The sequence below is a fragment of the Bacillus sp. FSL H8-0534 genome, assembly GCF_038005885.1.
Classification (GTDB): Bacteria; Bacillota; Bacilli; order Bacillales; family Bacillaceae_G; genus Bacillus_A; species Bacillus_A pseudomycoides.
Map to the genome: position 1 here is coordinate 4,860,745 of NZ_JBBOUC010000001.1, position 13,084 is coordinate 4,873,828.

The 13,084-nt window shown below is 36.7% G+C and carries 10 protein-coding genes; all 10 read left to right on the plus strand.

Annotated elements, in window-relative coordinates; genetic code table 11:
• The first annotated feature begins 330 nt into the window (after window positions 1-330).
• The 10 genes from rny to mutS all read left to right on the plus strand — a co-directional run bounded on the left by rny (window position 331) and on the right by mutS (window position 13,078).
• The gene (rny, locus tag MHH71_RS24910) at window positions 331-1,899 is read left to right on the plus strand and encodes a ribonuclease Y (protein ID WP_016115916.1); all 1,569 of its coding nucleotides are present in this window, start codon (window positions 331-333) and stop codon (window positions 1,897-1,899) included.
• Between the two features lie 182 nt (window positions 1,900-2,081).
• The gene (locus MHH71_RS24915; RefSeq protein ID WP_003199419.1) at window positions 2,082-2,876 is read left to right on the plus strand and encodes a TIGR00282 family metallophosphoesterase; all 795 of its coding nucleotides are present in this window, start codon (window positions 2,082-2,084) and stop codon (window positions 2,874-2,876) included.
• A gap of 149 nt (window positions 2,877-3,025) precedes the next feature.
• On the plus strand, window positions 3,026-3,286 hold the full coding sequence (spoVS, locus tag MHH71_RS24920; RefSeq protein ID WP_000404341.1) for a stage V sporulation protein SpoVS: 261 nt from the start codon (window positions 3,026-3,028) through the stop codon (window positions 3,284-3,286).
• Window positions 3,287-3,309: 23 nt separating this feature from the next.
• Window positions 3,310-4,272 (plus strand): dipeptidase, encoded by a 963-nt coding sequence (locus tag MHH71_RS24925; RefSeq protein ID WP_003199421.1) that lies wholly within the window; start codon window positions 3,310-3,312, stop codon window positions 4,270-4,272.
• Between the two features lie 258 nt (window positions 4,273-4,530).
• On the plus strand, window positions 4,531-6,288 hold the full coding sequence (locus MHH71_RS24930; protein ID WP_003199424.1) for a 2-oxoacid:acceptor oxidoreductase subunit alpha: 1,758 nt from the start codon (window positions 4,531-4,533) through the stop codon (window positions 6,286-6,288).
• A complete protein-coding gene (locus MHH71_RS24935; protein ID WP_018764680.1) occupies window positions 6,275-7,141 on the plus strand; it encodes a 2-oxoacid:ferredoxin oxidoreductase subunit beta in 867 nt (288 codons plus the stop codon). Before MHH71_RS24930 ends, MHH71_RS24935 begins: the two co-directional genes overlap by 14 nt.
• 449 nt (window positions 7,142-7,590) lie before the next feature.
• Entirely contained in the window at window positions 7,591-9,120 is a 1,530-nt protein-coding gene (gene miaB / locus MHH71_RS24940) for a tRNA (N6-isopentenyl adenosine(37)-C2)-methylthiotransferase MiaB (protein WP_003199427.1), read from the plus strand.
• 3 nt (window positions 9,121-9,123) lie between these two features.
• On the plus strand, window positions 9,124-9,555 hold the full coding sequence (locus tag MHH71_RS24945; protein ID WP_006095670.1) for a RicAFT regulatory complex protein RicA family protein: 432 nt from the start codon (window positions 9,124-9,126) through the stop codon (window positions 9,553-9,555).
• A gap of 129 nt (window positions 9,556-9,684) precedes the next feature.
• Entirely contained in the window at window positions 9,685-10,227 is a 543-nt protein-coding gene (gene cotE / locus MHH71_RS24950) for an outer spore coat protein CotE (RefSeq protein WP_003199431.1), read from the plus strand.
• Between the two features lie 178 nt (window positions 10,228-10,405).
• Window positions 10,406-13,078 (plus strand): DNA mismatch repair protein MutS, encoded by a 2,673-nt coding sequence (gene mutS, locus MHH71_RS24955; RefSeq protein ID WP_018764678.1) that lies wholly within the window; start codon window positions 10,406-10,408, stop codon window positions 13,076-13,078.
• Window positions 13,079-13,084: the final 6 nt, after the last annotated feature.

A 13,084-nucleotide genomic window follows, 5' to 3' on the forward strand; every position in this document is an offset into this window, starting at 1 on the left:
GGTGTCATCTTTGGTGAATATAAACTTTTTTCGTTAAAAGGAGATTTATATGACAAAGGTAAAGAAAGTAAAAGTAGACAACGCTTGACAATGAAAATTGCGATAGATACAATGAGAATGTATATTTTTTCTTATATACGATACACTCTTCTCTAGAAGAGAAGTAACATTCGGAGTAGGTTCTATACCTTTTCGAAATAATAATATGACATTTTAATTGTGAAATGAAGAAAGTCCCTTAAAAAGCGGGGCGACGGTCTTTGCTGTACGTTGCAAATTAATGTACATGCCGACAGTCTTTTTTCATTCATGGCAAGGGGAGGTGAAATCATGAGTAGTAGTACATTAATTTGGATACTCATCTCCATTTTGCTTGCAACAGTCGGTGCAGTTGTTGGCTTTTTTGTTCGAAAGTCTATTGCAGAAGCGAAGATTAATGGTGCAGCAAACGAAGCGAGACGCATTTTAGAAGATGCAAATCGTGAAGCAGAGGCACTTAAGAAGGAAGCGCTTTTAGAAGCAAAGGATGAAATTCATACACTTCGTACAGAAGCTGAATTAGAAATTCGTGATCGTAGAAGCGAATTACAAAAACAAGAAAATCGTTTAATGCAAAAAGAAGAGAACCTTGATCGTAAAGACGAGACGCTCGATAAACGTGAGCAGATGTTAGAAAAGAAAGAGGAATCTCTTGTAGCGAGACAACAACAGATTGAAGAGTTGGAAAGCAAAGTGGGAGAGTTAGTTCAAAAGCAACAAACGGAATTAGAGCGCATTTCCAATCTGACACGCGAACAAGCGAAAGCAATCATTTTAGGGAAAGTGGAAAGTGAAATTTCTCATGAAATTGCCGTTATGGTAAAAGAAAGTGAAGTTCGTGCGAAAGAAGAGGCGGATAAGAAAGCAAAAGAGATTTTATCTCTTGCAATGCAAAGATGTGCAGCTGATCATGTTGCTGAAACAACCGTTTCGGTTGTAAATCTTCCAAATGACGAAATGAAGGGACGTATTATCGGGCGTGAAGGTCGTAATATTCGTACGTTAGAAACGTTAACAGGTATTGACCTTATTATTGATGATACGCCAGAAGCGGTAATCCTATCAGGGTTCGATCCAATTCGTCGTGAAACAGCTCGTATCGCTCTTGATAAGCTCGTACAGGATGGACGTATTCACCCAGCACGTATTGAGGAAATGGTCGAAAAATCGAGACGTGAAGTGGATGAGTATATTCGCGAAGTTGGGGAACAAACAACATTTGAAGTAGGTGTCCACGGATTACATCCAGATTTAATTAAAATCTTAGGTCGTTTGAAATACCGTACAAGTTATGGACAAAATGTGTTGAAACACTCTATGGAAGTAGCGTACTTAACAGGACTTATGGCAGCGGAGCTTGGCGAGGATGAAAAACTAGCAAGACGTGCAGGTCTATTGCATGATATCGGAAAAGCAATTGACCATGAAGTAGAAGGTAGTCACGTTGAAATTGGTGTTGAACTCGCAACGAAATATAAAGAGCATCCGGTTGTTATTAATAGTATCGCATCTCACCATGGTGATACAGAACCAACTTCCATCATTGCAGTTTTAGTTGCAGCAGCGGATGCGTTATCAGCTGCAAGACCAGGAGCTCGTAGTGAAACGCTTGAAAACTATATTCGTCGTCTTGAAAAGTTAGAAGAGATTTCAGAATCCTATGAAGGAGTAGAAAAATCTTTTGCAATTCAAGCAGGACGTGAAGTTCGCATCTTGGTAAAACCGGATACAATCGATGATTTAGAAGCCCATCGTTTAGCGCGTGATATTCGAAAACGTATTGAAAATGAACTGGATTATCCAGGACATATTAAAGTAACAGTTATTCGTGAAACACGTGCAGTGGAATACGCAAAATAAAGTGGTGAAACACCACTTTATTTTTTTGTGTTGGGATTGGGAAATATAAAATAAATCGTTTGCAAATCACTTTATTCGATTTCCATTCTAGTTGGCTAGAATGGAAGAAGAGTTTTAATGAGCAGTTTGTTTTTCTTATTAGTGAGTAATAAAATAAGTAGTACATAGAAAGGGTAAGACATATGAGAATTTTATTTGTTGGAGATGTAGTAGGATCCCCTGGAAGAGGTATGATTCAACAATACGTACCGGCGTTAAAGAAAAAATATACGCCTACTGTAACAATTATTAATGGAGAAAATGCTGCAGGTGGCCGTGGTATTACAGAGAAAATTTACCGAAACTTTTTAGAGTGTGGTGCACAAGCAGTTACGCTTGGGAATCATGCTTGGGATAACCGTGAAGTGTTTGAGTTTATTGATGATGCAAAATATCTTGCAAGACCAGCCAATTTCCCAGAGGGAACACCGGGAAAAGGACTTATTTTTGTAAATTGTAACGGTACCGAAGTAGCGGTAATTAATTTACAAGGACGTACGTTCCTTCCGCCAATTGATTGCCCGTTCCGAAAAGTAGATGAATTAATTAACATTGCGAAAAAACGTACAAATATTATCTTTATTGATTTTCATGCTGAGACAACAAGTGAAAAACAGGCGCTTGGTTGGTACGTAGATGGACGTGCTACGGCAGTCGTAGGGACACATACGCATGTTCCAACAGCAGATAATCGTATTTTGCCAAGCGGAACAGCTTATATTACAGATGTTGGAATGACTGGTCCGTATGATGGGATTTTAGGTATGGATCGTGAAGCTGTACTGAAGAAATTTTTAACGAATTTACCTGTACGTTTTGAAGTAACAAATGGAAGAACGCAACTAAGTGCAGTATTAATTGATGTGGATCCAAATACAGGAAAAGCAAAAAAAATTGAACGTATTTTAATCAATGATGATCAGCCATTTTTCGAATAAGATCATTTAAAAGTTAGAAAAAACATTATATTTTAATTTTTTAGAAAAATTACAGAAATTTAGCAGGAATACATGTCTCCCCTCGTGAATATAAGTTAAAGTGAAATCAATCGCTAATACTTTTTAAAGAAACGAGGAGGAAACGAGGAATGGAAATATTAAAAGTTAAAGCAACTTCGGTCCCTAACTCTGTAGCCGGTGCACTTGCTGGAGTTATTCGCGAACGCGGAACAGCAGAAATCCAAGCTATTGGCGCAGGTGCATTAAATCAAGCTGTGAAGGCAGTAGCAATTGCAAGAGGGTTTGTAGCGCCTAGTGGTTTGGATTTGATTTGTATCCCAGCTTTTACAGACATTATGATTGATGGTGAAGAACGTACAGCAATAAAATTAATTGTAGAACCTCGTTAAGTTTGAACAACCTGTTTGCTTTTATGCAAACAGGTTGTTTTTATGGGGAAGGGGAAATGAAAGTGAAAGTGTTTGATGCGCACTGTGATGTACTATGGCAACTATGGAGTGCAAAAGGAAAGAAGAATTTTCAAAATGATCCGTCTTTACATATTACATTTGAACAATTGGAGCAAAGAAAAGGAAGCGTACAATGCTTTGCGATATATGTACCTGAAATCGTACCATATGAACAACGTTTTGAAGCTACGTTAGCTATGATAGATATATTTTATAAGCAGATTTTATCGTTACCAAACATGAAATTGATTCAGACAAAAAAAGATATAACGCAGTTAGAATCAAATGAAATTGGCGCGATTTTAACATTAGAAGGCGGCGAAGCAATTGGAAAAGAAATGATGAAATTGCGCACGCTCTATCGTTTAGGAGTCCGATCTATGGGACTCACGTGGAATCATGCGAATTTATTAGCTGATGGAGCACTGGAAACAAGAGGAGCGGGACTTACTGCGTTTGGTAAGAAGGTTGTAGAAGAGCTGAATTCGTTTCGTTTATGGACAGATGTGTCTCACTTAAATGAAAAAGGTTTTTGGGATGTGATGGAAATTGCTCAATATCCAATTGCATCACATTCAAATTGTTATGGGCTTTGTCAGCACCCGCGTAATCTGAAAGATGAACAAGTACAAGCACTTATTCAAAAAGATGGTGTAATTGGTGTAACGTTCGTTCCAGAGTTTTTAACCAACCATAGGCCTGCTTATATGGATGACATATTACGGCATGTGGAGCGCATTTGTTCGCTCGGAGGAGAGCGCAATATAGGATTTGGTTCGGATTTTGATGGTATCACAGAAATGGTTGTCGGTGTGGAAGCGTATCGGCGTTATGAATATGTAATCAATGAACTGAGTAAGCGATACAGTGAAACAAATGTTCAAAGCTTTTTATATGATAATTTCATTAATCATATTTCTTTCTAGTTTCTTATTTTTTATTGTTTTTTTATTTGAAAATAAAAAGTTAGAAAAATTAAAAAATTCTAATGAAATTCAGGCCAAATTATTGCATTTTTTTCATTGTAAGGCTAGAATTGTAGACGAATTAAGATTATGCAAAACATTCAGGGAAGTCTGAAGAGGTATAATTTGTGTCCATTGTAGTTTCTTTGCATAAAAAGTGCTACACTATTACTGTAAAAAAATACACTACAATGAATGCAGCCAAAAGGGGTGTAGGAGATGATTAGTCAACTTTCATGGAAAGTTGGAGGACAACAAGGTGAAGGAATTGAAAGTACAGGAGAAATCTTCTGTATTGCATTAAACCGCTTAGGGTATTACCTATACGGTTACCGCCACTTTTCATCACGAATTAAGGGTGGTCATACAAATAATAAAATTCGCGTAAGTACAACTGAAGTACGCGCAATATCAGATGATTTAGATATTTTAATTGCTTTTGATCAAGAAACAATTGATTTTAACTTCCACGAACTACGACCAGGTGGAATTGTTGTTGCAGATGCAAAATTTAATCCAACTATACCAGAAAGTTCAGATGTAAATCTATATGCAATACCGTTTACAGATATTGCCTCTGAATTAGGGACATCATTAATGAAAAACATGGTTGCCGTTGGGGCATCTAGTGCAGTATTAGGGTTAGATGAAACTGTATATTTAGAAGTTGTTGAAGAAATTTTCGGTCGCAAGGGAGAGCAAGTCGTTAAAAAGAATATGGAAGCAATCAAACGCGGCTCTCAATATATGAAAGAATTACTTGGTGAGAAAGTGAATATGATGCAGCTTGAAAAAGCTGATGGTCAAAAACGTATGTTTATGATCGGTAACGATGCAATTGCATTTGGCGCAGTAGCTGGTGGAGCGCGCTTTATGTCAGCATATCCAATTACACCTGCCTCTGAAATTATGGAATACTTAATTAAAAAATTGCCAAAAGTAGGCGGAACAGTCATCCAAACAGAGGATGAGATTGCTGCTTGTACAATGGCAATTGGTGCGAACTATGCGGGTGTACGTACCCTAACAGCATCAGCAGGACCTGGTTTATCTTTAATGATGGAATCAATTGGTTTAGCTGGTATTACAGAAACACCACTTGTAATCGTTGATACACAGCGTGGTGGTCCAAGTACTGGTTTACCAACAAAGCAAGAGCAATCTGATTTAATGGCGATGATTTACGGGACACACGGTGAAATTCCAAAAATCGTAATGGCGCCAAGTACTGTTGAAGAAGCGTTCTATGATATCGTAGAAGCATTTAACCTAGCGGAAGAATATCAAGTTCCTGTTATTTTCTTAACAGATTTACAGCTTTCTTTAGGAAAGCAAACAGTAGAACCATTGAAGTTAGACAGAGTAGAAATTCGCCGCGGTAAGCTTGATTTACAGGCAGAGTTACCAGATCGTGAAAATAAAGCTTACTTTAAACGTTATGAAGTGACAGAAGATGGTGTTTCACCACGTGTTTTACCTGGTATGAAAAATGGTGTTCACCATGTGACAGGTGTAGAACATGATGAAACTGGTAAACCATCTGAATCAGCACTGAATCGTAAAGCACAAATGGACAAACGTTTCCGTAAAATGGAGAATTTAAAGTTTAATACCCCTGTTTACAAAAATGCTAAGTATGATGAAGCTGATGTATTGTTAGTTGGCTTTAACTCTACTCGTGGTGCAATTGAAGAAGCAATGGAGCGTTTAGAGCAAGAAGGATTAAAAGTAAATCATGCTCATGTTCGTTTAATTCATCCGTTCCCAACTGATGAAATTCTTCCACTTGTAAAGGATGCAAAACGCGTTGTTGTAGTAGAAAACAATGCAACTGGTCAGCTTGCTAACATTATGAAAATGAATCTTGGGATTGGTGAGAAAATTTCTAGTCTGTTAAAATATGACGGGAATCCATTCCTACCAAAAGAAATTTACAACGAATGCAAAAAAGGGGTTGTATTAAATGGCAACATTTAAGGACTTTCGGAACAGTGTAAAACCAAACTGGTGTCCAGGTTGCGGAGACTTCTCGGTGCAAGCTGCGATTCAACGTGCAGCAGCTAACGTTGGTTTAAACCCAGATGAATTAGCTGTTATTTCTGGAATTGGCTGTTCAGGTCGTATTTCAGGTTATATTAATTCATATGGTGTTCATAGTATTCATGGGCGTGCACTTCCAATTGCACAAGGTGTGAAAATGGCAAACCGTGATTTAACAGTTATCGCATCTGGTGGTGATGGAGATGGCTTTGCAATCGGTATGGGACATACGATTCATTCGATTCGTCGTAACATTGACATTACGTACATCGTTATGGATAACCAAATTTACGGTTTAACAAAAGGTCAAACTTCACCACGTAGCGAAGCGGGATTTAAAACGAAAAGTACACCGCAAGGTTCAATTGAACCAGCGTTATCTGTAATGGAAATGGCGTTAACAGCTGGTGCAACTTTTGTGGCACAAAGCTTCTCTAGTGACTTAAAAGAATTAACGCAGCTTATCGAAGCTGGTATTCAGCATAAAGGATTCTCTTTAATTAATGTATTTAGCCCATGTGTAACTTATAATAAAGTAAATACGTATGACTGGTTTAAAGAGAATTTAACAAAATTAAGCACAGTCGAAGGATACGATCCATCTAATCGTATGATTGCTATGCAAACATTAATGGAAAACAAAGGTTTAGTAACAGGCTTAATTTATCAAAATACAGAGCAGCCTTCTTACCAAGAACTTGTAAAGGGATATAGTGAAAAGCCTTTAGTGCAAGCTGATTTACAAATGGATCAAAAAATGTTTGATGAACTCGTTGCTGAATTTATGTAATCATAATAAAAAAGCTGCTTAATGGCAGCTTTTTTATTTACATGGTGAGTAAACAAAATGAGTTAACTTTTTAATACATTTTGTTTACTCGGAAAATTCAGAATGATAAAATGATAGTGTATTGTCTTGTCAGAAAAAATTGGTTTGTGCGCTGTAGTACGTGGGTATGATACTGTCTCTTTGTTGTTAAATTTGGCTAAACACTTTATACTATGATAGTGTGTATAGGAATAAAATAACATGTTATTTAAAAGGACAAGGTTAAAACAACAAAAAAGGGAATGTCTATTGGTGTCGGGAAGACTCCATTCTTACGGATGGTTAGATCGATTACTCGAGTTTCAAAGGGGCAAGTTATCTCTCAAACTATCCTAATCTTTAAGATGGGTCTGATTGTCATTAGAATGGACTACAGAGTGTGTATAGTTAAGGTTGAAAGGAGATTACCTATGAACGAGCAACAACGATTAGCAAGTCAACAAGCCAATTCTTCTATGAAAAAAGGAGAAAAAGATTACAGTAAATACTTTGAAAGTGTATATCAGCCGCCTTCTTTAAAAGATGCGAAAAAACGCGGAAAAGAAGAAGTTAAAATTGAACGTGATTTTGGTTTGCCAGAAGAGTTTCGTAACTTTGGTGCCGGAAGAAAGTTTTATATCCGTACTTATGGATGTCAAATGAATGAACATGATACAGAAGTAATGGCTGGTATTTTTACAACACTTGGATATGAACCAACATTTTCGACAGAAGATGCAGATGTGATTCTATTAAATACTTGTGCCATTCGTGAAAACGCTGAGAATAAAGTATTTGGTGAACTTGGTCATTTAAAACCATTAAAACAAAGAAACCCAGATCTTTTAATTGGTGTGTGTGGTTGTATGTCTCAAGAAGAATCTGTTGTAAATAAAATTATGCAAAAAAACCAGCATGTAGATATGGTATTTGGTACACATAATATTCATCGTTTGCCGTACATTTTAAAAGATGCGATGTTCTCAAAAGCGACAGTTGTTGAAGTATGGTCTAAAGAAGGAGATGTAATTGAAAACCTTCCGAAAGTACGTCGTGGTGATATTAAAGCATGGGTAAATATTATGTATGGATGCGACAAATTCTGTACATATTGCATAGTACCATATACACGTGGTAAAGAACGTAGTCGCCGCCCAGAAGATATTATTAATGAAATTCGTCATTTAGCGGCAAATGGATATAAAGAAATTACGTTGCTTGGTCAGAACGTAAACGCATACGGTAAAGACTTTGAAGATTTAGAATATGGTCTTGGCGATTTAATGGATGAACTTCGTAAGATTGATATAGCACGTGTTCGCTTTACGACAAGTCACCCACGTGATTTCGATGATCACTTAATTGAAGTACTTGGAAAAGGCGGTAATTTAGTTGAACATATCCACTTACCGGTGCAATCTGGAAGTACAGATATGTTGAAAATTATGGCACGTAAATATTCACGGGAACACTATTTAGAACTTGTACGTAAAATTAAAGAAGCGATTCCGAATGCAGTATTAACAACTGATATTATCGTTGGTTTCCCAAATGAAACAGACGAGCAGTTTGAAGAAACGATGTCGTTATATCGCGAAGTAGGGTTTGATAGTGCATTTACATTTATTTATTCTCCACGTGAAGGTACACCTGCTGCAAAAATGAAGGATAATGTACCGATGGAAGTGAAAAAAGAGCGTTTACAACGGTTAAATGCATTGGTTAATGAATATTCTATGGAAAAGAATAAACGATATAAAGGCCAAATCGTTGAAGTACTAGTTGATGGAGAAAGTAAGAATAATCCCGACGTGCTTGCAGGCTATACGCGTACCAATAAACTTGTAAACTTCGTAGCTCCAAAATATGCAATCGGTCAGCTTGTAAAAGTAAAAGTAACGGAAGCAAAAACTTGGTCTCTAAACGGGGAATTGGTTGAGGAGCCACTCGAGGTGAAATAATAGATGAAAGTTTATACAAAAGATGAAATTGTTGAGCAAGCGAAAGAATTAGCGAAAATGATTTCTGAAACAGAAGAAGTGGATTTCTTTAAACGTGCGGAAGCGCAAATTCATAAAAATGAAAATGTAAAACGTGCAATTGATGAAATTAAAGCGCTGCAAAAACAAGCCGTAAACTTACAGCATTATGGAAAATGGGAAGCATTGAAAAAAGTAGAAGCGGAAATAGATGCTCTGCAAGATAAACTTGATAGCATTCCGGTTGTACAGGAATTTAAATCTTCACAAACATATGTAAATGATTTACTGCAGCTTGTAGCAAGTACCATTTCTAATAACGTAACGGATGAAATTTTAATTTCAACTGGTGGCAATGTGTTAAAAGGTGAAACGGGTGCTGAAGTAGAGAGTAAAAAAGGGAATTGTGATTGTTAAGGGAGATGTCTTATGGACATCTCTTTTTTGTTTTTATTTTGCTCTATAGTCTTTTGTCAAAAAAAGAATGACACATTCCGCTATTGTCACGCATATGATTAAGTGAATATTGATTGAGGAGGGTTCCGAATGTCCGAATTTAGAGAGATTATTACAAAGGCAGTAGTGGGCAAAGGACGTAAGTATACAAAGTCAACGCATACATGTGAATCAAATCATGAGCCGACAAGTATTCTCGGATGTTGGGTAATTAATCACACATATGAAGCAAGAAAGAATGGGAAGGCTGTAGAAATTGAAGGATACTACGATGTGAATACGTGGTACTCATTTGATGAAAACACAAAAACAGAAGTTGTAACAGAACGTGTTAGTTACACGGATGAAATCAATATTGGATATCGTGACAAAAATTTTTCAGGTGAAGATTTAGAAATTATTGCCCGCGTTATTCAACATCCAAATTGTTTAGAAGCAATTGTTTCACCAAATGATAACAAAATTGTTGTAACGGTAGAGCGTGAATTTGTAACAGAAGTTGTCGGTGAAACGAAAATTTGTGTAAATGTAAATCCAGATGGATGTCCAGAGGATGAGGATAGCTTTGAAGTAGATGATGATGAATTTGAAGAGTTAGATCCAAACTTTATTGTAGATGCAGAAGAAGAATAATAGAAAGCTAGGGAGAATTTCTTCCTAGCTTTTTACATAGTATTAGTCATACTGGATGGAACTATTTTGTATTGAAAATGTGCTATAATGAAGAGAGACTCCTATAAGTGGAGAGGAAATTGTCCGTGAAGTGCGGCATATAAATATAGCACATTTTTATGAAGTATGGAGGAAACAAATGGCACAGTACACCCCGATGATACAACAATATTTAAAGGTCAAGGCAGATTATCAAGATGCCTTTTTATTTTTCCGTTTAGGAGATTTTTATGAAATGTTCTTTGAGGATGCTATAAAGGCAGCGCATGAGCTTGAAATTACATTGACAAGCCGAGATGGTGGGAGTAGTGATCGTATACCGATGTGTGGTGTCCCATATCATGCAGCAAAAAACTATATTGAACAGCTTGTTGAAAAAGGATATAAGGTTGCGGTTTGTGAACAAGTAGAAGATCCCAAAACAGCAAAAGGTGTTGTAAGACGTGAAGTTGTTCAATTGATTACGCCAGGAACGATGATGGAAGGGCGCACAATTGATGAGAAAGAAAACAACTTCTTAGCGGCGTTAACTCATTTTGAAGATGGTTCTTATGCACTGGCTTGTAATGATTTAACAACAGGACAAAATACAGTGACACTATTAACGGGTACGGTAGAAGATGTTTTATTAGAGGTGTATGCAACAGGTTCAAAAGAAATTGTTGTAGATTCTACATTTTCAAAAGATGAGCTAAACAAGCTAACAGAAACATTGAAAATGACAATTTCATATGAAGATGCAACGAAGATTCCTGAAGGGTTGGAACACCTTGTTAAAAGTGTGACGCAAACGAAATTAGTTACAGCAGTAGGACGCTTATTGAATTATGTATTAAGAACGCAAAAACGTTCATTGGATCACTTGCAGCCGGTAGATATTTATTATACAAATCAATTTATGAAAATTGATGTACATTCAAAGCGTAATTTAGAGTTAACAGAAACACTTCGAACAAAAGAGAAAACAGGCTCTTTATTATGGCTATTAGATAAAACAAAAACAGCTATGGGTGGCCGTATGTTAAAACAGTGGATGGAACGTCCACTTATACAAAAAGACAACATTGAAGAACGTTTAGAAATGGTTGAAACGTTTGTGAATGACTATTTTTTACGTGAAGATTTAAAAGAAAAATTAAAAGAAGTGTATGATTTAGAGCGTTTAGCAGGAAAAGTCGCATATGGTAACGTAAATGCGCGTGATTTACTGCAATTAAGACGTTCACTTCTGCAAGTGCCAGCTATTTTAGAGGCCATTAGTTTATTAGACAATTCTTATGCAGCAAGGTTAATTCAAGGCGCTGATCCATGTGAAAGTTTAACAGAGTTACTAGGAAGAAGTATTCAAGAAAACCCACCGCTTTCTATAAAAGATGGGGATATTATAAAAGATGGCTATAATGACAAATTAGATCAATATCGCTATGTTAGTAAGAACGGAAAAACGTGGATTGCAGAGCTTGAAAAACGTGAGCGTGATATTACAGGGATTAAATCATTAAAGATTGGTTACAACCGTATTTTTGGCTATTATATTGAAGTGACAAAGGCAAATCTTTCTGCTCTTCCAGAGGGGCGCTATGAGCGTAAGCAGACACTTGCAAACGCAGAACGTTTCGTCACAGATGAATTAAAAGAAAAAGAAACATTGATTTTAGAGGCAGAAGAAAAAATTGTACAGCTAGAATATGATTTATTCACTGTACTTCGTGAAGAAGTAAAGGTGTTTATTCCTAAATTACAGCATCTAGCGAAAGTTATTAGTGAACTAGATGTACTGCAAAGCTTTGCAACAGTAAGTGAAGAAGAGCAATTTGTAAAACCAGTTTTAACAGATAAACGTGAAATCTTTATAAAAGATGGTCGCCATCCTGTTGTAGAAAAAGTATTGAACGGCAAATTGTATGTTCCAAATGACTGCATGATGCCTGAAAATATGGATGTCTTTTTAATTACGGGTCCAAATATGTCTGGTAAGAGTACGTATATGCGTCAATTAGCACTTATTACTGTTATGTCGCAAATCGGTTGTTTTGTACCAGCAACAGAAGCGGTGTTACCTGTCTTTGACCAAATTTTTACGAGAATAGGTGCAGCAGATGATTTAATTTCAGGTCAAAGTACATTTATGGTCGAAATGTTAGAAGCGAAAAATGCAATTGCGAATGCATCGGAAAGAAGTCTAATTCTATTTGATGAAATTGGACGCGGTACATCTACGTATGACGGTATGGCACTCGCACAAGCAATCATAGAACATATTCATGATCAAATTGGAGCGAAAACATTATTCTCAACACATTATCACGAACTAACTGTATTAGAAGAAAGCTTAGAGCAACTGAAAAATGTACACGTTTCAGCTATTGAAGAAAACGGAAAAGTTGTTTTCTTGCATAAGATTCAAGATGGTGCAGCAGATAAAAGTTATGGTATTCACGTTGCCCAGCTTGCTGAACTGCCAGATAGCTTAATTGCTCGTGCGAAAGAAGTGTTAGCGCAGCTAGAAGGACAAGAGGAAATCATCATTCCAAAACGAGTGGAAGTGAAAGTACAAGAAGAAATTGTCCAAGAACCAGTCGTTGTAAAAGAAAAATCAGAACCGCAGCTAGAAGAGAAAGAAGAACCTGCAGAATCACAGCTATCTTTCTTTACTACAGAACAGCCTGTGAAAAAAGAAGACAAGCCTATGTTTGATCAAAAAGAAACAGCTGTATTAACACAAATTAAAAAAATCGATTTACTTGATATGACTCCTCTAGAAGCCCTAAATGAACTGTATCGTTTGCAGAAAAAGTTAAAGAAAGGATGAGTAAGT